Consider the following 23206-nt stretch of genomic DNA (forward strand, 5'->3'; position numbering starts at 1 on the left):
GATCTTGTCAGTTCCACGATATGTCGCCAAAGCCTGCTTCGGGCTCTTCACGCTGATCAATCTAGTACTGCTGACTGGTACAGCAGTACTGGGCTATCTTGTGTTCCTAGCTCCTGCTCCTCATCTTGATCGTAATGCGATCAAGCAGCGTCTGCTTACCGAAACAACCGTCTACTATCGTGATCAACGCACGAAATTAGGCGCCTTCTACGATCAAGTTCATCTTCTTTACCTGCAGGCCAACCAGCCAACTCGGATTGATTCTGACCTGGATGCAGTGATTCCAGAAGCATTCTTTGACGCAATCATTGCTAGTGAAGATCAATCTTTTTACCAGCATATCGGCATCGACCCTATTGGAATCCTCCGAGCGTCTTGGGCCAATTTGCTTGCAGGGCGTGTTATTCAGGGAGGTAGCACTCTCACCCAGCAGACTTCAGAACTTTTGTTTGAACACCGACCGGAACATGGAGAGGGGCGTTGGGCAAACAAGGCCCTGGAGACACTGGATGCCCTGCGTTTGGAAGCTCGCTACAGTAAAAGAGATATTCTTGAATTCTATACCAATCTATTCCACGTGCACGGAACAGGGCAGGGATTGGCGATAGCGGCCCGTTACTATTTCAACAAAAACGTCTCAGACCTGAATCTTTCTGAGATCGCCTTCATTGCTGGTTCGGTTAAGGGGCCGGCAAACTACAATCCCTTCCGAACCCAGAATCCAGAGGAAATACAGCGTATTGTCGAGAGAGCAACGGAGCGTCGAGACTATGTCTTACGCAACATGCTGGAAATGGAACTCATCTCTGAGGAGCGTTTCCTGGAGGCGTCTCAGGATTTGGTAGCTTTTCGACAGGGGTCGTTCCGTTATCAAGATAACCACCAGATTGAGGTGGTCCGACAGCAGATGAACGAAGAGCCATTTCACTCTATTTTACAGGACTATGGTGCTGAGGGGGTGGAAAAGGGAGAACTCCGCATTCAGACGACACTTGATCCCAATCTCCAATATCTTGCGCAGTTTGAGTTGCGGCGACATCTCTCTCGCTTAGAATTTCAGCGCAATGGCTATGTTGCTCCAGTCACGAATCCAGAGCCATCCTCATTACAACCTGAATCCGGAAACTTCTACACTGGCCGAATTGAAGAGGTGTTACTGGGAGATAACCCGAGCGTAAAGGTTCAAGTAGGAACTGATCGGGCAGAAGTTTGGGGCTTGTTATTGGAAGAGTTCGTCCGTCGAATAAATCCACAAGTAACCAACAAACTTCGAAAAAAAGATTTTCAGCAAGCGCTTGAGAACCTAAAAACAGGTGGTTCAATTCTAGTGGCCTTGCATCAACGTGATAATACAGGGTCTGTTTGGCAGGCGAGCATTGAACAGCAACCAACCCTTGACGGGGGCGTGATGGTTCTGCAAGATGGTGAGGTTCGGGCTTTTGCAGGTGGATTTGACCCTCGTGGATTCAACCGAGCCATGCAGGCCTATCGTCAACCTGGATCAACCTTTAAGTTGTTACTATACATGGTGGCAATGGAGTTGGGTTGGAATCCGTTGGAGGCCTTGTCCAATGAGTATCGGGTTTATCAATGGCAGGGTGAAGTCTACATTCCCAAGCCCGATCATAATCCACCAGATAATCAAAGTTCGATGGTCTGGGCTGGTGCGCTTTCAGAGAATCTAGCCAGTATCTATTTGCTGGAACACCTGCTCGATTACTTGGACCTAGAGCAGTTCGAACGACTAATGGAATTCGCTCGCTTTGCACGAGAAGAGAACGAAAGTCGTGCAGATTACGTTGTCCGGTTGCGAGATACTTATGGAATTATTGATACTCAGTATCGAATGCAGCCCTACTTGATGGAAGCAGCTCGGCAGGAACTCTTACGCAATACTGCCTTTGAACCACCTGAAGAAGAGCAGGCGCTGCGCAATCTTTATCATGGTCGGAACTGGCGTGCTGAGGTGCGCTCACGCTTGCGTTCGGGTTCTGCGCGTGTAATCCGCGAAAGAGAGTTATTGGAAAATAACTTTTTGCGCCTTCAGGAGTTGCAAGAACGGTTACGGCAGCAACTTGTACAAACAAAAGATACCTTCCTCAACGGCAGTTTTAAAACTGATGATCAGGTGGCAGGAGAGTGGATTCAAAATTTTTATGTTCATGAAAGTGCACTGCGGACAGATCCTTATAACACCCCCATACCTCCACGATTAGCCTACGCAGAGAACCCCCGTGATCTTACAAAAGGCTGGGTTCCCATAACTCCCTATCGCTTCCGCTTGTACAATCAGGTCTGGACTTCGAATCAGCGAGAGCGCTTCTTTTCACCAGCTAACATTTGGTTGCACGGACAGATCCGTTCCACGATTTTTCAGGGACTTGAAGACTTGATGCAACAACGTCAGCAGGATTTATTGCGCCAGAAGCCCTATTCAACGGCACGTCTTTATTGGAATCATGACTTCAGGATGCTGCTTTCCCTACAGACAATTGTGGAAGTAGCAACGCTCCTAGGTGTCGAGAGCCCACTTCAGCCGGTGCTTTCGTTTCCGCTTGGTGCGAATGACGTAACGCTACAAGATCTGGCAATGCTTTATCAGTCACTGGCCACAGGTCAAGTTTTTGGAGATTCCACATCACCCAAAAAACATTGGTCATTGATTCGACGGATTGAGGATACCGGGGGTAGAACTATTTACGAAGCGAATCATCAATCTCGTACCATTCTTGATCCTGGTGTCAATCGGGCTTTGCAAGAAATTATGCGTTCGGTAGTTGAGTATGGAACAGGCCGAAGAGCAAAACGCTTTCTACAAACAGAGTATGTGCGTGAAGATGGAAAACAGGTGAAAGTACAAATCCCTGCTCTAGGGAAAACAGGAACTGCCAACAATTATTCAAATGCGACCTTTGTTGGTCATTTGCCAGTTCCAACACGACAGGGAATGCAAACCCAGGGAGGTTACACAATCGCCGTCTATGTTGGCTCAGATCGACCTGGGGAAGCCGAAGCAACTGCAAATCGGTTCCGCCTGACAGGTTCCAGCGGAGCTCTGCCAGTTTGGTCGCGTATCGCCTACTACTTGATTCAGACTCACGAGTACCAAGAACGCCTACGAATCTATCATCCCAATCTCAAGTCGCTCGAAGGAAAGCTACTTCTAAGTTATGCGACATCTCCTCCGCTCAATGTAAATGATAAAAATGGCTTGCTGGAGGGAGATGTCACGGAGCGCAACGCAGAAGTCTTCTTACCACTACCCGACTCCAAATTACCCCGGGAGATTCCACTGTTTTCTCGCTTGCTGGAAGGGCGATCACATACTTCAGTGGAGGGTGTCTGGAAGGAGGGAAGATGGATTACCGCAATGAAGCAGCCACAGTTGATGAGCAGCACGAGTGATACCGACGTAGAGCAAGTGCCGAGATAGATCATCTGGGCCATAAGTGGAAGCATCTGCATCAACTAAGAGAACATAGTCAAATTCAAGTCCCTTGGTTTGTGAAATATCAGTCACTTCAACTCCGGCCCTGAAAGAAAAATCCTGATCAGCAACCAATCGTAATCCTGGTATCTCGGCTCGTTCTAACTGCTCTGCAATTTTTCTAGCCTCTGGTAGCTCTCGAGTGAGTACGACCACACTCGCAGAAGGCTCTCTCCTCAGTAAACTGCCGAGACTATCCACTAGAAACGCAATCAGTACTCCTGGATGCTGAAAGCCAAACCGTTCCACAGGTGCACCATGTCTTGTGGCTTCCCATACTGTATTTACGCTTAGGTGACCAATGACATGCCTTGCAACCTCCATAATTTCATAGGTAGACCGGTAGCCAATCGTTAGCGGTTCCATTGCAGTAACTTCCACACTCAGGGCCTGTAACATGGTATCCCAGTCCTGGTAGCAATTTCCTGCCAAAATACGTTGATCCATATCTCCAGCCAACGTTACGCTTCTACGCTCTGGAGGCGTCATGGAGAGTAATAACTGAAGCTCTGGAATACTGAAATCCTGGACCTCATCTACTAGTAAATGATGATACTGCAGTAATTTATTCTTCCGACCACGGAGAGGTCCCGTAGTCAGTTGGTAAAGCAGCAACAGTAGGGTGTCATCTTCTTCATCTAGGGTTGGCAATTCATCGCTGAGACTCTGATTTTCTAGCCAACCTTCCGGTGTTTCTCCATCTTCTTCGACTCGTTCTCCGACGATGACCTGACGCCGCTGGTAACAACGTACGTTCCAACTCCAAATTTCTTCGAGTTGACTTTCACTGAACGAACCTGGAGCAAAATCAGTGATTGCTTCCTGCAAGGTTCTACGTTGAATCAGCGCGTCATTCCAGAGTTGAAGAGCTAATGCTTGAGGATTCTTGAGGACATCAGGGAACCAATCTTCTACTAGACGGTCTATTCGCTGCTGGATTGAGGAATTGGGTATAGGTGGTAGATGTGTAAAGGTTTCTTGCCCCTGGGTCCATTTCAACAGGCGAGATAACCGATCGGTCACTGGAGAGTTAGCAGAGCTGTTCCACACAGTGATTACATCATCCCCTTTGATCAATGAACTAAACAATTCCATCAGGGTAGCCTGAAACCGTTCCAGCCGATGCTCTAGCTCCTTAGCACACCAAGCTAGAATGACAGGGCTTCGCTTGAACTCGATTACTCTTACGGGAGTATTCTCAGCATAACGAGAAGGCAGGTCTGGGAAAAAACGTTGACGTAACTGAGCAACCCATTCCTGAAAGACTCTTGCTTCTACACCATCAACTCCAAGTGAAGGTAGCAGCTTGCTAATGTACTGGGCGAGGGCACGATTGAAAACAATCGGTAGGATGCTATTGCTGTTGAAGTAGTTTGGCTTTTGCATCATCAGGTAGGCGAGTCGATGTAAAGCTACTGTTGTTTTGCCCGAACCAGCCCCACCCTGAATAAGAATCACCCTAGCTTCTGGCTGACTAATGATTTCAAACTGCCGTTCATCAATCAGGGCTGTGATTTGCGGTAGGTGCTTATCCAGTCGGTACGGTCCAATTTCATGGACTGGTCGGGTAGCACTGCCACTTCCACCACTCAGCTCAATCCTCGTCTGTTTCCACTGAAACCACTGACCGTCTTCAAAAAACCACGTTCCTTGTGGACAACTGACACTGCGTAGAACTCCATCTTCGATACGGACTAGTCTTCTAAGTAAGAGCCGTCCTTCAACTTCACGCCCTCCCAGTTCTTCGATATACTCTTCCTCTTCCTGGTAACGGTAGAAAATTTGACTAACCGGAGCCTTTTTCCAATCGACTATGGAGCAGGAGAGATGGCCTGAGAAGAAGTTCTGGTTGCCAAGCAGTAAATCTCGAGTCTTTCCCTGCTCCTGTAAGCGCATGTGGGCAAAATATGGGGAGTGCCAGTGAAAACTTCGATTCCGTGGTGTCCGCTCCTGTTGACGTTGAGCAAGCAGAACCAGTTGTTCAATTTGGGTGGTCAGTGCAGGTAAATCTTCTGGATGCGCTTCACTTAGAGAATCTCGCAACTCGAGAATGTCATCATAATAATTGGGGTCAGCTTCATCAGCTTGATCACGCAAGGCTCCTTGTTGAACTTGTTGTAATAAGTCCAACTCTTCACACACTGCGTCCGGGAGAGTAGCAACCGGTGTTCGCATAACAGGTAACGAATAGTAAGAGGTCTAGAGGGACGTGGGTGTGTCTTCAGAATGAGTAGCCTCAGGTGAAGCTTGCTGCAGGAAATATTGCCCGATAAATAGATCCAGCATGGCTATCACCGCTTCATCAAGATGCTGCATAACCCAGAGTATGATTTGCTCACCTTGTGACGCCAAGGCAACATCAGTGAAGTGAGATACATATTTTTCAAAACGGGTGGAATCTCGATCTTGTCCGGAAGTAGTAGCTTCATCTACAAACAGATAATCTGCTAAGTCACCAACTCTTTTAGTATGGCCGAAAATGATTTGTCCATAGTGAATATTGAGAGTCGGAAACTGTTTAGCCTGTTGGCAAGCGTCTTCCAAGCTGTTTGGTAACCCATCAGAGAGATGAATCACCACTCTATGCCCTTCTGTTTTCCCAAGCAACTGTTGAGAAAATGAAAAGATGGCATCGTAGGCAGTTGTGCCGCCTGGTGCAATGAAATTCTGAAAATTATTCATTACCCCCTGAGCACCGTCGCTATAGGGTAAAATACTCAACGTAGAGTCAGGTAAATAGGTTGGCAGAGTTCTCAATAACTCCGCACAAACCAGATTGGAGAGCTTAAAGATTTCTTTCTCGAAGGTCGAAGCACTCATGTCCAACAGAATCATCACATGGTGCGGTACACTCTGAATCTCGGGAAGTGTGGTTTCCTGAAATAAAGAAGGAAGCTCTCCCTGATTTTGCATCTCCAGCACTTTCTTGGCAACATCGGACAGGGTTGCTTCCATCACTTGTTGATCATGAGCAAACAGACTTTCCTCCATTGGAATTAGCGGGGGATCGAGTAAATCAAACTTGGTTGGGACTTTAAACTGGAACATGTTCTCTTCTGCCTGCTGCCGTAGTTCCTTGTTCAGGCTTGAATTCTTATTCTTGCTTTCAAGGGTTTGTTGGCGTTGCCGATTAATAGTTTCCAAAGCAGAGCGATATTCTTGTAGAAGTTCCAGGCAAATTTTGTGTTTGAGTATGCAGGCAAATTTTTGTTCCCAGTTTTGCTTAGGAAGTGGCTCTCCCTTAAAAAAAGGAATACGACGACCTTGCTGTAGGTGAATCTCAAAGTCTGGGTCTAGTTTGCCAAAGCGAAACCCAAGGTTTGATAGACGCAAAATCTCATGAACGCTGAGGAGCACACGTCGTTTAGGAATCACAAAATTGATTCCCATGAGGCTGACTTCTTGAAGACATTTTTTCAGAAGCTCGATATTTTCTGGTGAGTCACCCGCATACTCAGTGAGTAGAGAATTTTGTAATTCCTGACTGCGACGAATTGCCGGTGCCAGCTCCACGTTTCGCAGGTGTTCACTGGCCAATTGGCGTGTCTGTGCACGTAGGTCCGCATGAGGTCGGGGATCAAGTTGAGGTGGTGCTGGAGAAGTGTAAATGGTGCTGTTCTTCAAGAGTTGCTTGCGCTATAAAGAGTGTTTGTTGGGTTGTTTTGATGAGAAATATAGACAGGAAGGGTTGGTCTGCTTTGTGCTTTTGTGGATCTTGTGTGCGTCAATGCCCTAGATGCCCTAGCAATTTTTCTTCCGCATGCCAACGGAGTTTGTTCATGGAGACCATACTACTCGGTTTTTGTTTGATTTCCCTGATGATCACAGGATTGATCGTTGTGGTGGAAGTCCTCCGAGAGCGCAAAAGATTTTCAAAGCTTTCTGAAGAAGTAGAACTGCGCCAAGAGTTGCGTTCTCTGTCCAAGGAAAGTTTTCAAGTAGTCGAGGAAGAAAGCCAACCTCAGATTAGTCAACGAGTCTTCGATGTTTTACGACAACAACTGAAGATTTTTGGTTATCGATCTGAAGAGCAGCAGATGCTCTTTTTGAACCGTCTGCTAGGCAGCAATCACAAGGTTCTTTCAGACCTGAGTCCACAGGAACTGCGCCAGGTGTTTGCGGAAATTCACCGCTACAACGCCTCCCCCATGAACTATGACGCTCTTGCGCAAAGCGCCTAGGATTCGAGTTTCCGCCAGTTGCTGCGGTAGTGTTCCGCTCTGATGACATAATGGGCACTTGCCTGACGAATCTGTTCAAGAATCTCGGGCCCATAAGCTTTCTTCACCTTGGCTGGTGAACCAGCTACCAGCGAAAAAGGAGGAATTTTGGTTCCTTCCAGCAATAAACTTCCTGCTCCAACGATACTTCCCTCTCCGATTCGCACACCGTTCATCAGAATAGCCCCCATCCCGATCAAGCAGTCATCTCCAATCGTACAGCCATGCAAAATGCAGCGATGCCCGACTGTGACTCGAGTACCAACCTCTAAAGGGAAGCTTGGATCGACGTGACAGATGGTCGCATCTTGTACGTTTGTTTCTTCACCAATCACGATTTGATCAGAATCTCCCCTCAGCACACTTTGAAACCAAACAGAACTCTTGGCCGCTAGCCGAACATTGCCAATGATCTGTGCGCTCTCTGCAACATAAGTGCTGTCATGTAATTGTGGATAATTCTCACCTAGAGCAGATAGAGTCATTTGGATTCCTTGATTCTACGAGCTACTCCCTTTTCTTCCAGTTGTACAAGCATTGCGCTGAGTTCATCACTCTTCAATCCAGATTCTCTTTCCAGTTCTTGCGAACTAATCTGGACAAGATCAGTTTTTCCTCTTACTGCTGCTCCACAGAGTGCAGCAAATAATTGATGTTCCTTCTGACCCGGTGGACTGAACAATCCAAGGAATGGATTTGGATTGATTTCCCAGAGTTCCTGGATTTGCTGGAATTTCATAGATGGTGGTTTGAAGAAGAAGATCTAGAGGTACTGTTGAGAAATCCGCTGACGTAGTGCTGGAAGTATTCTTCCAACATCCTGTGAGTTTGGATGGATTTTTTGCAGAGATTCATAGGTTGATAAGGCCTCTGAATAATCCTGAAGACGCATTTGGATCATTCCTAGACCAGAGAGTGCACCAAAATGGCGAGGTTCCAAGACAAGAGTTTCCTTGATGTCAGCAATTGAGCCGATCAGGTTGTCTCTGTAGTAGCGAACGGTGGCTCGCTTGTTCCAGGCCTCTGCCCAGCCAGGAGCTTTTTCGATCAATTGCGTAAATAATAACTCAGCCTGCTCCAAGTCACCGTTCTGCATGATCTCGGAAGCTGCTTTCATGGCTTGTGTAAGCTGTGAGTTCGGATGTTTTAACCAGATCGTCCAAATGTTTTGAACAATCGGACTTGCCGTATAGGAGGTTTCCGCCTGTTCCAGTTGGTTAAAAAGATCAGGTAATTCTGGATTACGTTGGTCAGCCTGCAGACCACTCCAGCCAACAGCGATACTTAGCAGAAAAGGAATAATGAACTTCATGAGGCCTCCTGTCTCAAAAAACCAAGTTGTCTAATCTGATTACGACTACCCTTGACCAAGCATTTCGTCGACTTGTTCCTGCATCAATTCTGCGCTGACCTCCCCAATTTGCTTGAAACGAATCTTTCCTTGAGGATCAATAAAAAACGTTTCTGGCACCCCATAAATACCATACTCCAAAGCGATGTCACCGTTGGTGTTATCGAGGCCAAGGAAGTACGTTTTATTAAACTGTCGCGCAAAAGCTTGCGCTTGTTCGGATTTGTCCTGAATGGCTACGCCAAGGACGTGAACCTGAGGAGGAACTGTTTCACCGTAACGCTTGTGAAAAGCTTCCAGAATGTGAGCTTCTTGTTGGCATTCAACGCACCAGGAAGCCCAGAAATTCAAGACTACGGGCTTACCGCGTAGAGCACTTAGTTCAACGGATTCCCCGTTCCAGAGATTGACGAGTTGAAAATTTGGCGCTTCGTGGCCAATTAGGGGAGAAGGAACTTTCTTGGGGTCTGTGGTGAAACCAAAAGCGAACAGACCAATCAATCCACCTAAGGCGACCCAGACTGTCCAGAATTTCCATGAATTCCACATACTCAGCCTTCAGCAGCAAGGTACTGTTGACGCAATACTTCCTGGCGCGAGGTCAAACTGCGAGGTCGATACGTCAAACAGATGCCGATACCCAGAGTGAATACGGGAAGAGCCATCCAGGCCCAACCAACGAGTGGATTGACATAGGTCTTGATTGTCACTAATTCGCTGTCAGCACCGGATTCACTGGAAAATATCAGGTAGAGGTCTTTCAGGAATTCTCTTCGTAGTGCAATTTCAGTCAGGGGTTGTGGTTGGGTTGGATAGAAGCTTTTGGCAGGCTTCATCACTTCCAGCAACTGTTTGTCCTGATCATAGACTTCAATGATTGCAGCCCGGTGTGTGGCATTGCGTACCTGAAATTGTTCAACACCAGTGAACTTTAAATAGTAAGCGTTCAGTGGCACCATTTCTTCGCGTTCCAGTGTTAGGTCGCGTTCTTCGCTGAAAAATGTACCGGCAAAGCCAAGGAACATTAGCACGACTCCCAAGTGAATCACTAATCCACCATAGCGACGCTGGTTACGCTGAAAAACGTGAATCAACCCTACTAGGGGGCTAGCTTGTAGTTGCTTGCCTTTCACATGTGCTGCCTTGCCAACTTCAATCAGAATGGTGACCGTGACAAAGATAGCAATCCAAAAAATTGTAAATGCTTCTAAATGAAATGGAATGACGACAGCCAGAATAATGGTTCCAACGGTTGCTGTAATCATCGGGTTCTGAAAGTTTCTGCGCAGGCTTTCTTTACTCGATTTCCTCCAGGCAAGCACGGTCCCAATACCCATTAAGAAAAATAGAACATAGCCCATCGGTGCCATGATCGTGTTGAAAAACGGTGCCTGAATAGACAACTTTGTGCCACGAATCGCTTCTGCTAGCAGTGGGAATGTGGTTCCCAGCAAAACGGTGAATGCCATGCCTACAAAGATTACGTTCTGAACAAGAAAGGCATTTTCACGGCATAGTACGGCTTCCATCTTGTGTTCGGATTCCAGCATTTGAATGCGCCGAAAGAGCAGCGCAAAACTGACAACCAGAACAACAGCGAGGAAGACCAGAAAAGCAGGGCCAATTTCAGATTGAGTGAAGGAATGAACTGAGTTGACCACTCCTGAGCGGGTCAGAAATGTTCCGATGATGGTTAGTCCGTATGTGATAATGATCAACACAACATTCCAGATTTTGAGCATGTTACGCTTTTCCTGGATCATCACAGAGTGTAGGAAAGCGGTACCTGTCAACCAAGGCATGAAGGCAGCGTTTTCAACAGGATCCCAAGCCCAGAAACCACCCCACCCTAATTCTTCATACGCCCATTGCCCACCGAGGATCAACCCCATTGAGAGGAAATACCAAGAGACCAGAGTCCAGCGGCGAGTGGTCAGTACCCACTCATTGTCTAATTTGCCTCGAATCATCCCGGCAATCGCGAACGCAAAGGGCACACTAAAACCGATGAAGCCCAGATACAACGAAGGCGGATGAACCACCATGGCAATATGCTGTAGCAACGGATTCAGTCCTCGTCCTTCTGCAGGAATGGTTGCTTGCAGATCCAGGGGATTGGACCAACCGAGGAGCAAAACGAGCAAAAAACAGAGGATTCCATTCAGAGTGGCGATTACATAGGGGATGATTTCTCGATTGCTATACTGGTAGCGAAAAGCAACGACCATCGCGAAGAAACTCTGAACCAAAATCCAAAATAGCAGCGAACCTTCCAGACCCCCCCAGAATGCCGTCACTTTGAAGAACATCGGCATGTCAACGCTGGAGTTGCGCCAAACATAGAAGATGCTGAAGTCGCTTACTACAAGAGCGTGGATCAGCACTCCAGAGGCGATAGCAATCAGAAAGAAGCTGATGATGCTCGCATTTTGTGCAGAACGAATTAGGTTCCAGTTGTTTGTTCTAACACCCAGATGGGGTACAACTGTGCCATAGAGACAAGCAGCAAGAGCAATCATCAAGGCGATCGTGCCAAGATCGGACATCTCTAACTCCGTTGGTGTTTAGCGTATGAAATTATCTTTGGTAAATTAGCGTGGGGCAAAAGCCCCCGCAATGCTTTTGAGATTTGCTTTGCAACAAGAGCTTTAGTCAATGTGTTCGAAGACCTGTGCCTTGCCTTGCTGGTCAAACCAAAGCACATCATATGCGTCTTTTCGGGTTGAATGTTCCATCCCCGGTGAACCGATGGGCATCCCCGGTACAACTAGCCCTTGGGCACCAACTGGTGGGTCAGCAAGAAAGCGAGCGAGTGTCTTTTCAGGCACATGTCCTTCAATGATAAAATCTCCAATGATGGCAGTGTGGCAACTGCGCAGAGAACTGGGTAATCCCATCTGATTTTTGAGTTGCTCAATGTTGTAGGTGCCTTTGCTGGTAACCTGATGTCCTTCATCACGCAGGATATTCGCCCACTTTTCACAGCAGCCACATTGTGGGTGCTTGTACATTGTGATATCGGAGGCCCAAACAACAGAAGCCACCGTTAGTAATAGTATGATTAGAAGTTTACTTATCAGTGTTTTCATTGAAATTACCGTGGTAAGAGAGTATGGAATGAAAATCAAAATTGATCAGTGTTGTACCATTTCTTTGTGTCGATTCAGAATTTCTTCTGGCCAGAGTGATTTGAAGTAATGGATGCTAGCAACAATCTCGGAATCACTGAGTCTTCCAGCAAAGCTCCGCATTGGTGAATCTCCCGCAATCGAACCTTCCTGAATTATTCTAAACAGTATTTCATCAGGATGATGCCACGCGTGACCAGTTCCGTTGAGAGCTGGGGCCAGGTAACCTCCTTGATCCTTCATACCTCCCAGCGGACGTTGAAGGTTTTCTCCTACAGCCTTCTCTCCATGGCATACCGCACAATTTGCTGCGAATATTTGTTCCCCTTTGGTAATGCTTTCACTGCTGGGTGCCTGTTCCCAAATTGGCTTGGAGAATAATGACCAGGGTTCAAACAAAAGTAGCCCGACAATCAGTGCTAGCAAAAGGGCAGTCAGTTGTCTTCTCCTCAGAACAAGCTGATTCTCCATCATATCGCTACTCACAACCAAAAGTTTCTGTCAAATCACATAAAATTTGGGTAGCGAGATAGCCTAAATTCGGAAGACACTATTTTGAAGAAAGATATGTTCAAAAACAGGCTGGATTGAGTCTGTAAAACAGGGGTTGGTTGTGGGGCAATTAGTTGAGATTATAGTGAACTGAGGGGTAAAACTAGCAAAGGCGTTTGGGTCAGGTAATGTTGCTTTCCTACGAAGAAGACAGGCTTCTTGATTGTTATGAATGCACTGAATTCCATGAATCCTACTGTCAGCTTGCGAATGGCAACTGAAACCATTCGGTGAAAAGATTGACAGATCTTGAGACGTTAGAGTTGGTGAGTGACAAGTTGCTGCCCAGGTTGTTGAAGAGATAAGAAGAAGGCTAATCAGACAGTACAGGAAGTACCTCCATCGATATCTTTTGGTCATGGATGTACTCGATACGAACTGTGGCAAGCAACACACTGTTGCATGACACCTGCTAGGCCTTCTGCGATTTTCGGTGTACTTTCTTCCAAACCTCCTTCTCGTACAATAGTCGCAAATCGGCTAGCTGCCTTATGCATCTGTGTACCAATTTGCTGCATAGCGGTGGGCATGAAACGAGCCATATGCGATGCACCGTGACCGCTTAAAGAAGACATGCCTAGTCGGTTTTCTGCGACAGTGGAGGCTTTTTCGTATTCTTCCAGAGCAAGATGTTGTTGAATTTCAGTCAGAGCCAGTAGATAGTCCCGCATGTTTTCCAGCATATGATCTCACATCATTTCAGGAAGCTCAACCAATTGTCGCGAATCAGCAAAACTGGAGGTTGGTAATCCAAAAATAGTTAGAAAAGAACTGTAATAATACATTCTTTCATATGATCTTAGGAGAGTAGAAGTTTGAAACCTAAGATTAACAGGTTGGCTTCTGTGCTGCAAGAAAAGCCACTAGGAGACATCAAAAAGCTTGGGGATTACTGAGCAATTGCCCCATCCAAACCATTCCCCAGATGGTGAGAAAGCCAAAAACTAAGAAGAGCAGTACAAAGGTATCTAGAACAATCCTAATCACGGGAGCAGTCGGCCGCAGAGAAAGCCACAATAAAACTGTACTGCAAAGGGTCAGATACCATGCCAAGTTCGAATATAATTGATGCTTGGCAAGTAGACCAGCCAAGTTGGTATCAACGGATGGTGACTGGATCCATACTTCGCTCAGCAACCAGATCAGCAAGAGGATAATACTGCAGAGCCAAGCAGCCCACTGCCGTCGCTTTTGATCCTGCTTCCAAATAGCAAAAGCCAGTAAGCCAATGAGCAGTGCCACCAAGGGCAACAGAGTGGGGCTGAGCAGTTCGTGCATACTTTACCAAAAATGATGAACTAGCACTTTGGCTTCTTGTACAGCCCCTTGCTGTTGCCAAGTAAAACGAAGTCCCCATTTTGAATTTACCTGCCAACGACCCTCCCATTCGGTACTAAGACCGATTGCACTTTCCCCCAACAAGGGTTGGCAATAACTGGATTGAGCTAGCATGGACCATTGATCACCAGTTTGCCAGAGTACACCTACAGCAGGCTGCAATTGAAAGCTGGTTTCTGGCATTGAACCTGTGCGTGATTGCAGAATTGTATCAGCAAAAGTAAATCCAACTAGATCAGGGTGTAGCGCTATACTCTGTCCGATGCCCCCAACAAGTCGCATGACTTTATGTTGAGATTCATCAAGAGCCTCTTCTTGCCACTCACCGCTTGTTCGCCAAGAAACCCCTGAAACTGTGTCTAATCGTGTTGGGGAAATAGAAAGATTTTGAATCTCAAAAAATGTCAGTTGATGAATCCACCAGCGTTTTTTGTCGAAACGGACTTTCAAATCCAGAGCTTGTAATTCTGCAAAGGGGAGATGCCCAGGAACTGGATCCAACAGATCATGATAGGCCGCACGAATTCCCACTTCTATCCCTTGCTCTGTGTCGTTTCTTTGAAACCCACCGAACTGAGTTCTCAAAGGAGGGTGCCCCTTCAAAGGGTCGGGTGTGGATGGTTGTGGTTTCTTAACGAGTATCGGTAGTTTGCTACGTTTCAGTAGAACTTTTTGACGCAGATTCTGATGAGATTCTGAGAGTATCTCTTCTCGTGCTTTCTGGTACTGTAGCAAGTCTGTGAGCGCATCAAGCACCTGAGCTTGGGCTTCTGGAGATAGTCCAGATTGTTCTAATTTATTCAGTTGTTCCGGTTGGCTTTGGATTCGGATCACCCAATCTTGCTGCAATTCGCTCAGATCTAGGGTTTTCCACTGCAGTCTACGTTGTCGGGAAGGGACAAGGATTGGTTCACCAAGGACCGACTGCCCGTCAGAAGTTTGCAGACGTTGTAATCGAAAGAAAACATCGACGGGAATGGCCCAGAACTCAGATGTAGAATAAAGATTAATCTCTTCTTCCCAAGCCATGGCAACCAGCTCTGCCATACGATAAGCGCAGTTCTCCAAGAAGAAATAGTATTCAAAGTGAATATCCTGCAGCAGCTCCCAAGAGTGGAAAAGTACACGGCGCTCTTGAGCTTCTGTTAGCTTCAGAGGGTATTCCCACAGGTCTCGTAATTCATTTTCTCCATAAATATGCTGAAAGTTGTAGAACCTTTCGTCAGAGAAGCGGCCGCTATAGCCACCAAAAATTCCCTTCACTGCATAAACTAAAGCGTTATCAGCTGGATCAGGACTAGCACCAAAGTTAAGTGTTGGGCTGAGCAGAGGATGCGCAAAGAGTCCCTCCTTCAAATTGATTTTGACCAATAGATGGCCAAAAAAGGAGGCTGGATTGTCCAAATAAGCCGAAACAAAGACTACGCTTAGCGAATCAAGTTTGGATAGTCCGGCCCAGCGTTGAAAGTGTGGACATTCGACGAGTTGGGGTGCTGGGGAAAACTCGAGTTGTTGCTGTAACCAGTGAAAACGCGCAATAAAACGGCACTGCGCATGTTGATCAGGATTCTCACCAACTGGTTCATAAAACGCTCGCAATGTGGCGTTCAATTCAGCTTGAGGGTTCTGTGCACCGTTGTGATCTAGAAAAAAATCCTGACTGACGATCTCACTTTTGCTGGATGGGATAGTGGAACGATAGTGAAGCAGTCGCAACCAGTAGGAGTGTTGAGCAATTTTTTTGGTTGTAGCGGACTGAAGTAGAGTTTGCGGTGCGATTGTTTCTGCTGCTAGTGGCGCCCCTAGCCTGATGAGTAGCAGTGGGTAGAATAACCACCAGAACAGTAGATGATTCCCTTTCATTGCTCTGGGGTTGGAAGTCCTTCAGCAACTAGCCGAAAGCCAATGCGAGGATCTGAAGTGAGCGCAGAAAAAGCTTCCTGAAATTTACAGGAAATCTGATCTGGAGGGCTGAACCAGCTACCTCCACGGGTGATATATCCTTGCACTGCCGAATTGGGAAGTTTGGCTTTTTCACTAGTCCATTCCGCAAGGTTACCCAGTACGTCAGAAAGGTTATGGGTATTGACAGGAAAGGAACCGACTGGAGCACTGACTGTGAAATTGTCGTTGCAAGGATGAGTGGGGTGGCTCCAACCAAAACTTGTAGCTGCGACTTCATCACTTACTGAAGCCCATTGGCAAGCTTGCTCAGCAGTTTTCCAGGGTTGAGTTTCTCTGGTTTTACAAACTTGTTGCCATTCTTTTGATGTCGGTAAGCGAAAGCGATATCGACCACTGTGTTGCTGGGTTAACCACTCACCAAATGCATGAGCTTCTTCCCAACTGACATAAGCGACTGGCTGCAATGGAGTGTCTAATGGCTGATTCCGGTAATTCCGACTCGAATGCGACTGCCGGAACCTCTGGAATTGTTGGTTGGTGATTTCATGTCTTCCCATCCAGAGAGGAGGAGGACAGGGATCCTGACCAGCTTCACAACTTGGATTGACATAAACAAAGATGATGGCTGTCAGTGGGTCAATCCAAGAATTTTTGGAGTCTTCAGGAACAGCCAAGTGAGGATCGGTTTGGAAGGTCCAAACCAGCCCAGCAATTGGCAGTAGGCCAACCACGAACAAGATCAGCCAGTTCAAGGGCTTCATGCTAAACCTGTCTCAGAGTTCAGGACTTTCAACAAGCGCTCATGCAGATTATCAAACTTTCCGTTACTCATGATGAGGATTACATCACCACTAGTCGCCGTAGTCTGTAAATGTTCTAAGATAGCTGAGATTTCCAGTGCATGGGCTGGAATCTGGCTGTTCAGGGCATGCACTATTGCCTGGGCGTCTAATCGTTCATTTATAGGGATTCGCTCTGCTCGATGCGGTGGGGCCAAGAGAACTTCGTCTGCCTGAGCTAAGGCGCTGACCAATTGTTCTTGGTGTATCCGCAGGACACTAGTGTTGCTTCTCGGTTCAAAGACCGCACGAAGGCGTTTTCCAGGATGCTTTTGCCGAAGAGCCCGAATAGTTTCTGCAACTGCCGTAGGGTGATGAGCAAAATCATCGTACACCCAGATGTCATTGATGGTTCCCCGCAATTCCTGACGTCGCTTCACACCCTGGAAGCTTGAAAAACCCTGCTGAATTTGTTCGGTACTAAGATGGTTATGCTGAGCCAGTAAAATGACAGCCGTGGCGTTCCGAATGTTGTGAATACCTGCCATTGGCAAGTTCCAGATTTGTTGAGAATTCTGACCAGCGCCTTCCAGCCGAAACTGAGAACCTGTTTCACAGATTTGAATATCCTCAATTCGGACATTACAGTCCGGTCCTAGCCCAAATGTTAACAAGGGACTGTAAATTTGTTCCAGTACAGGTTTGAGGTTGTCATCGTCACCGTTCGCAACCACGAGTCCATTGCCTGGAACCAGACGTAGAAGCCAGCGGAAGCTTTGCTGTATTTGTTCGAGGGACACAAAAATATCAGCATGATCAAATTCCAAGTTGTTTAGTACCAACTGATCAGGCAGGTAGTGGAAAAATTTGGAGCGTTTGTCAAAAAAGGCTGTGTCGTATTCATCTCCTTCGGTGATAAAGAAGTCTCCACTGCCATCGGCACAACTAGTCTTCAAATTTTCAGCAATCCCACCAATCAGAAATCCTGGATTCATACCGGCGTTGGCAAAGATCCAAGCGAGTAGTGAAGTTGTAGTGGTTTTGCCATGTGTGCCAGTGACGACCAAAGAAGTTCGACCACGAATGAAGAATTCCTTCAGCAATTCTGCCATTGAAATATAAGGAATACGTTGGGCCAAGGCCGCTTCAACTTCTGGGTTGCCACGCGAGAGCGCATTGCCCAATACAACCAAGTCTGGTTGTGGTTCCAGATTCGCTAGAGAAAAGCCTTCATGAACTGGAATACTATGCTCTCTTAGGAAATCACTCATCGGTGGGTATACATTTTGGTCTGAGCCAGTGATGTGGTATCCACGTTTTTGGAGTAGTACTGCGAGAGAACCCATGGCAGTGCCACAAATTCCACTAAAATGAATATGGTTGAGAGAGGTTTGCTTGTGAATCATGAGTGAGTTACAAACAGGGCAATGAAATGAGGTTTTGATCTTGGATGGTCCTAGGTCAATATATGAAAGTAAAGGAGTGATAGAACTTTTGAAAGATACTGTGTGGTTGGCTGATGAGCAAGTTGGTCAATTTATGTCAGTTGCAATTTTCTTTCAAAGATGCCGAATATTTTCTTCAATTTCCGAGAGGAGCATGAACTGGCAGAGCTAAGATGAATTATCACCTACGTGTCGGAAATACTGAATGTAATCGTCTGACATGCCATACCCCTTGCAACAAATTTAGGGGAACTGGAAGTGCAAAATCAGATGGTTTTTGGAGGAAGCAATGAATTTTGCCGTAGTCCAAGATTTGGACTCAAAGCAGAGAAACTGGCTGGCAGAAGTAATGGTTGGTATCATCACGATTGATGGTAAAGTAGATGATGCAGAACTTCCCTACCTGCAGAAGGCAATGGAGTTGGTTGAGAGCCAGGAACTCAAAGAGAAACTACTTTCGGTGGCTAGGTTAGAAAGGAAAGTTCGAGTCCATTCAATTCAGCTGGATGGAGAACTAGCGTTTGAGATACTAAAGCTACTGGCCGGCATCATGATTGTAGATGGTCGTCTACTTCCCAGTGAAATAAATTTCTTTTATGAGGTCGGCCATCGACTTGGCTTACCAGATCAAGCTCTTGAGAAACTCTGGAAAACCGCAAGGCGTGAGATGGAAGATCGTTGTCCTCGAGCCGTTGCAAGGCTGGGTGAGGAAGCACGGGTTGTTGCTCTCCAGCAGATCAACTTGGAACGTGCAACATTTCGCTATCATCGTCCGGTGGTTAAGGGTGCACATGGTTCATTGAGCCTGCAGCAGCTCCCAGATGCAGATCCAGATATTGAAAAGGATTGGTACTCGTCTCTGAGTGGCAGGGTGATTAGTACACACCAGCATGTGAAGGATCCCAAAAGCTTTCTGCTACGGTTTGAATTCACCCAAACACTGCGGGATGATCATGGATTGTTGCAGTTACTCGGAATTTCAACTAGGGAGAAAGGAAAGTGAGAGCAGGCTTCCAAGTGGATCCTGAAAGCCTTTTTTCGATGAATCAGTGGCCGTGCCAAGACTTACATAGATGCTTGTCTGAAATGGGCAGCAGTGGCACCTGCTCCAAGAAAGCAACGTAGCAGAGGAAGAAAGCTCCACCGAAGCCCAGAGTGATTAGTAACTCATGGAATCCGAGTAGAATGTGATAGTGCCCGAAGTGTTGCAATGAAGGAACGACCATCATGTAAACAGCCAACCATTGTCCAATCGCAACGTAGATTCCCATGAATCTGATATAATTGGGAGTGCGACACAAAGTTTTAGGCATCAATCCCAGGAAAACAGACACAAAGAGCCATAAGAACAGAATCAAAAATAGAGTTGACCAAGGCTCTGTTTGGGATCGGATTACCAAGTATGGTGTTTCCTCCGGAAGATCTGCATACCAAATCACAATGTATTGTGAAAAGGCCATGTATGTCCAAAGCAACGAGAACGCAAAGACCAATTTTGTCAGATCATGCAATCTATTGATTGTGATGTATTCTGCAAGGACTTTTGAATGATTCCGAACGGTCACAGCGATGGCAATCAGAATGCCCATTGTTGCTTGTAAATTCCCAATCAAGAAGAATACACCAAAAAGTGTACTGAACCATTCTTGATCAAGCGTCATCACAAAATCCCATACCAAAAATGAACCACCGATTGCATAGAGCAATGCCAGTGCGGGCGCAATACGTGAGGATAGTTGGTTCAGTCGAGTAACTTCGTCTTCCTGATCTCCGTATCCATCCAACAATTTATCAGCCAGCACTCCACCCCAGCGAGAGCCCATAATCCTTCGGGCAAGTCCTAAATCTGGCTTGATAGAAGTCACAACGAACCAATATGAGATTCCATAAAGCAAGAGCAGCCAGAAAATATTGCGGATGACAAAGAATTCAATATTCAACCAACCAGCTTTGACAGCTACTCCATGGTGCATGAATGGGGTGTGTGTCCACTCGTAAAGAACAGTGCTCCCGAAGAACACTAGAATAAACATCACGAAGGCAACAGGCAGGAAAGCAGCACAGGCTTCTGCAAGTCGTTTGAAAGGACGTCCCCATTTGGCATCAGTAATCTGCCAGATTACGGAGAGAATCACACCAGCCTGGGCAATACCTCCCCAAAACATTACGTTGATCAATAAAGTTTGCCATGTCCGTGTAATTCCTTCCTCATTACCGGTTGCTAAGCCAATCACGAACATGCCTGCACCAAGTAATACAAAGGCCCAGAGTACCGTCTTCAAACTCTTGGGTAGTTCAATCTGAGAGTGTTCGATAATCTCTTTCATTGCACCATGGCTCCTTTTCCAAACGCGTCGCTCATCATGTAATTGACCATATCCCAGCGGTCTTGCACTGAAGTCTGGGCTCCATAGGCAGGCATGTAGCCACGAGGCTCCTGAAAGAAACTGCCGTACTTGATCTTGTTGTAGAGGTGTGGGCCCCACTCAGGATTCTTTACCATCTGATCAATTGCTGGTGCAGGGACTCCTTTTTCAACCACAACGGTCTTAGCCAATCCATCTGTACCATGACAGGCAGCGCAGTAGGTGTCGTAGAGGACTTGTCCTCTAGCAATAGATATTGCTGTAGGTTGTCCTGGATTTTTTGGAAAGTATTCTCGCGGATGTCCTGCTTTTCCTGCGCCATCTCCTGCAATTGCAGGGATGAACGGATCGTAAATGCGCTGAATCTTGTTTAGGGAAATTTTGACGGGTACCGAATCTTGTGGAAACTGTTCGTAGCTTCCCTCTTCCATGGGTTTTAGGCTCTTCCCATCGTACATGTCTCGATAGAAAGGGTAGTCCTTTCCATCAAACCAAGGTTTGTCATCATTGGTAATCCCATAACCCGTATCCTTCGGATCGAAATAGGGGTAGTTGTCAACAGCAAAGACTACTCCACCTAGAGCTAGCATCGCAAAGGTTGTAGTAATCAGGCGCACCTTAGCCTTTCTCAACATAAACCTCCTCTGCTTGATATTTTTTTAACAAATCCTCATAGAGTGTATATTGCGAAGCTTCACAGCGCACCACGATTCCGAAGCGATCTCGCTGGAAGCGTAAGTACTCTCGTGCTGCTTTGGGAATTGGATTTTTTAGCGAGTCGATAATGATCAAAATCGTCAGTCCGAGCAGTGTAAAAATGGCGGCATGAAGAATTGTCATCTCAAACCCGATGATAGTGAATGGTGTAATCGTCACAATCGGCTTTCCTCCCACAGGAAGTACCCAATCCGAAGCGGTCCAAGCTGGTAGGCTATAGCCAATCAGGCAGCCTAGCGCTCCGAAAAAGAGAGAGATAAACGGAACGGGACTCTGCGGTTCACCTAGCGCATGATCGATTTCATGTCGAGGACAGGGTGAAAGTACGGTCGGTTCAACACCTTTTTTTCTCAATTCTTCAATTGCTTCTGTGGTGTCATCTAGGTATTCAAAAGTTCCCCAGACTCCTGAGAACTTAGTGCTCATGATGTCCCTTTCTCATTGGAGGCTCAGCCGCCTCTTTCAATTCCATGATTGCCATCGGTGGTAAAGCTTTTACGAATAGACTAAACAGCGTGAAGAAGAAGCCGAAGCTTCCAATTGTGATACCAACTTCCACCAAAGTTGGCCAGTACTCTCCCCAGTTGTAAGGATGAAAATCACGCTGCAGTGAACTACCAACGATATTGAATCGCTCAAACCACATACCCACGTTGATCAGACCACAAATGATCCAAACTGCGACCAAGTTATTGCGAACTTTTTTACGCCACAGAGGAATGGGGGCGATGACGTTACAGAAGACCATCAAGTAGAAGGCTAACAGTGGAAAAGAGACGGGTTGATCACCGGTGAGTGACCAAGTGGCCATGTGTCCAAATGGCCTGAAGTAGAAGACGGCACGTTCATAGGGGCTACCACTGTACCAAGCGATGAAGAACTCGGTCGCATAGGCATACCCTACAATCATCGAGGTAAACAGGATCACCTGACAAACTTTGTTGACTACGTGATAGCTGATGTAGTCCTCCAATCGGAACACCACCCTTACTGGAATGAGCACGGTCATTACCATTGCCAGTCCAGAGAAAATTGCTCCTGCAACAAAATAAGGTGCAAAAATAGTGGTGTGCCAGCCAGGAATCGATGCCATTGCGAAGTCCCAAGACACGATGGAGTGGACTGAGAAAACCAAGGGTGTCGCCAAAGCTGCAAAAATCAAGTAGCCCCGCATGAAGTGCACCCACTGGTGGTTCGTTCCACGCCAACTCATCGCAAAGATAGCATATATTTTAGCCTGGAGCATCTTGCCTCTCCTTTTGGCTTCATCTCGCATGATTGCCATGTCAGGAACCAATCCCAACAAAAAGAACATGATAGAAACGGACATGTAGGTCGTAACCGCGAAAACATCCCAAGCTAGGGGAGATTTGAAGTTCACCCAGAGGTAGCGCTCATTCGGATAGGGAATCAGCCAATATGCTAACCAAGGGCGACCAGTATGCAGGAGTGGGAATAGCCCTGCCGTCATTACGGCAAAGACAGTCATTGCCTCGGCACTGCGATAAATCGCGGTTCTCCATGGTGCTCGGGTCAAGTAAAAGACAGCCGAGATCAGTGTTCCTGCGTGGCCGATGCCAATCCAAAAAACGAAGTCAGTGATGTAGAAGCCCCAGGCGATGGGGTGGCTGATCCCGCTATTCCCAATCCCAACATCAACTTGTATCGCTAGGCTGACTGCACCAAGTAGCAGAGCAGAGAGGAAACCCAACACAAGTAGAAAGTAGGAAGGATGCGGCTTTTCAAGCATCTCCACCATATCATCGTTGATCCGGGCGTAATTGAAGGTGGTTGCCCGAATACCGGGGTGCCCCTTGTGCTCGTCAATTTCTTCGCGAAAAGGACGATTACTTGAGGTGTCCGTTACCGTTCCCCCAATCGTTGTGGAAGCCATTAATATCTCCTGTTTTGAGAGTAA

General features: G+C 46.7%; 21 protein-coding genes. 3 read left to right on the forward strand and 18 right to left on the reverse strand.

From position 1 onward, the window contains the following. Positions 1–4 precede the first annotated feature (4 nt). Positions 5–3433 (forward strand): transglycosylase domain-containing protein, encoded by a 3429-nt coding sequence (locus P8O70_10730; GenBank protein ID MDG2197348.1) that lies wholly within the window; start codon positions 5–7, stop codon positions 3431–3433. On the opposite strand, the gene P8O70_10735 is transcribed toward P8O70_10730, so the two are convergent. Together P8O70_10735 and P8O70_10740 are read right to left on the reverse strand one after the other, a co-directional pair. Then, positions 3329–5662: an AAA family ATPase gene (locus tag P8O70_10735; GenBank protein MDG2197349.1), complete on the reverse strand. Its 2334-nt coding sequence runs from the start codon at positions 5660–5662 to the stop codon at positions 3329–3331. The two genes, P8O70_10730 and P8O70_10735, sit on opposite strands and share 105 nt — an antisense overlap. Before the next feature lie 24 nt (positions 5663–5686). Beyond that, on the reverse strand, positions 5687–7111 hold the full coding sequence (locus P8O70_10740) for a VWA domain-containing protein (protein MDG2197350.1): 1425 nt from the start codon (positions 7109–7111) through the stop codon (positions 5687–5689). 155 nt (positions 7112–7266) lie between these two features. Between P8O70_10740 and P8O70_10745 the strand changes: the two genes are divergently transcribed. Next, positions 7267–7668: a hypothetical protein gene (locus P8O70_10745; protein ID MDG2197351.1), complete on the forward strand. Its 402-nt coding sequence runs from the start codon at positions 7267–7269 to the stop codon at positions 7666–7668. On the opposite strand, the gene P8O70_10750 is transcribed toward P8O70_10745, so the two are convergent. The 12 genes from P8O70_10750 to mpl form a co-directional block, all read right to left on the reverse strand. After that, a complete protein-coding gene (locus tag P8O70_10750) occupies positions 7665–8192 on the reverse strand; it encodes a gamma carbonic anhydrase family protein (protein ID MDG2197352.1) in 528 nt (175 codons plus the stop codon). The genes P8O70_10745 and P8O70_10750 overlap by 4 nt on opposite strands. Then, positions 8189–8446 (reverse strand): hypothetical protein, encoded by a 258-nt coding sequence (locus P8O70_10755; GenBank protein ID MDG2197353.1) that lies wholly within the window; start codon positions 8444–8446, stop codon positions 8189–8191. Before P8O70_10755 ends, P8O70_10750 begins: the two co-directional genes overlap by 4 nt. 24 nt (positions 8447–8470) lie before the next feature. Beyond that, on the reverse strand, positions 8471–9019 hold the full coding sequence (locus P8O70_10760) for a tetratricopeptide repeat protein (GenBank protein MDG2197354.1): 549 nt from the start codon (positions 9017–9019) through the stop codon (positions 8471–8473). Between the two features lie 45 nt (positions 9020–9064). Further along, on the reverse strand, positions 9065–9607 hold the full coding sequence (locus P8O70_10765) for a TlpA disulfide reductase family protein (protein ID MDG2197355.1): 543 nt from the start codon (positions 9605–9607) through the stop codon (positions 9065–9067). Positions 9608–9609: 2 nt separating this feature from the next. Further along, the gene (locus P8O70_10770) at positions 9610–11604 is read right to left on the reverse strand and encodes a heme lyase CcmF/NrfE family subunit (protein ID MDG2197356.1); all 1995 of its coding nucleotides are present in this window, start codon (positions 11602–11604) and stop codon (positions 9610–9612) included. Positions 11605–11706: 102 nt separating this feature from the next. Continuing rightward, positions 11707–12147: a DUF411 domain-containing protein gene (locus P8O70_10775; GenBank protein MDG2197357.1), complete on the reverse strand. Its 441-nt coding sequence runs from the start codon at positions 12145–12147 to the stop codon at positions 11707–11709. A 45-nt stretch (positions 12148–12192) separates the two neighbouring features. Next, positions 12193–12660: a cytochrome c gene (locus tag P8O70_10780; protein MDG2197358.1), complete on the reverse strand. Its 468-nt coding sequence runs from the start codon at positions 12658–12660 to the stop codon at positions 12193–12195. 434 nt (positions 12661–13094) lie between these two features. Then, positions 13095–13421 (reverse strand): hypothetical protein, encoded by a 327-nt coding sequence (locus P8O70_10785; GenBank protein ID MDG2197359.1) that lies wholly within the window; start codon positions 13419–13421, stop codon positions 13095–13097. Positions 13422–13611: 190 nt separating this feature from the next. After that, on the reverse strand, positions 13612–14016 hold the full coding sequence (locus P8O70_10790) for a hypothetical protein (GenBank protein ID MDG2197360.1): 405 nt from the start codon (positions 14014–14016) through the stop codon (positions 13612–13614). A gap of 3 nt (positions 14017–14019) precedes the next feature. Further along, positions 14020–15939 (reverse strand): DUF4105 domain-containing protein, encoded by a 1920-nt coding sequence (locus tag P8O70_10795; protein MDG2197361.1) that lies wholly within the window; start codon positions 15937–15939, stop codon positions 14020–14022. Continuing rightward, entirely contained in the window at positions 15936–16742 is an 807-nt protein-coding gene (locus tag P8O70_10800; protein ID MDG2197362.1) for an SUMF1/EgtB/PvdO family nonheme iron enzyme, read from the reverse strand. Before P8O70_10800 ends, P8O70_10795 begins: the two co-directional genes overlap by 4 nt. Continuing rightward, the gene (gene mpl / locus P8O70_10805) at positions 16739–18166 is read right to left on the reverse strand and encodes a UDP-N-acetylmuramate:L-alanyl-gamma-D-glutamyl-meso-diaminopimelate ligase (protein MDG2197363.1); all 1428 of its coding nucleotides are present in this window, start codon (positions 18164–18166) and stop codon (positions 16739–16741) included. The genes P8O70_10800 and mpl overlap by 4 nt, the downstream gene beginning before the upstream one ends. 328 nt (positions 18167–18494) lie before the next feature. On the opposite strand from mpl, the gene P8O70_10810 reads away from it, so the two are divergent. Beyond that, entirely contained in the window at positions 18495–19208 is a 714-nt protein-coding gene (locus P8O70_10810) for a hypothetical protein (GenBank protein MDG2197364.1), read from the forward strand. 43 nt (positions 19209–19251) lie between these two features. Here the strand turns inward: P8O70_10810 and P8O70_10815 are convergent, their stop codons facing one another. The 4 genes from P8O70_10815 to nrfD are packed head-to-tail and all read right to left on the reverse strand — an operon-like array spanning position 19252 to position 23182. Continuing rightward, entirely contained in the window at positions 19252–20532 is a 1281-nt protein-coding gene (locus tag P8O70_10815; GenBank protein ID MDG2197365.1) for a molybdopterin oxidoreductase, read from the reverse strand. Next, positions 20529–21206, reverse strand: coding sequence for a cytochrome c (locus P8O70_10820; protein MDG2197366.1), 678 nt, complete (start codon positions 21204–21206; stop codon positions 20529–20531). Before P8O70_10820 ends, P8O70_10815 begins: the two co-directional genes overlap by 4 nt. Further along, positions 21190–21714: a DUF3341 domain-containing protein gene (locus P8O70_10825; protein MDG2197367.1), complete on the reverse strand. Its 525-nt coding sequence runs from the start codon at positions 21712–21714 to the stop codon at positions 21190–21192. The genes P8O70_10820 and P8O70_10825 overlap by 17 nt, the downstream gene beginning before the upstream one ends. Then, on the reverse strand, positions 21704–23182 hold the full coding sequence (gene nrfD, locus P8O70_10830; GenBank protein MDG2197368.1) for a polysulfide reductase NrfD: 1479 nt from the start codon (positions 23180–23182) through the stop codon (positions 21704–21706). Before nrfD ends, P8O70_10825 begins: the two co-directional genes overlap by 11 nt. Positions 23183–23206 lie beyond the last annotated feature (24 nt).

The organism is SAR324 cluster bacterium (assembly GCA_029245725.1).
Classification (GTDB): Bacteria; SAR324; SAR324; order SAR324; family NAC60-12; genus JCVI-SCAAA005.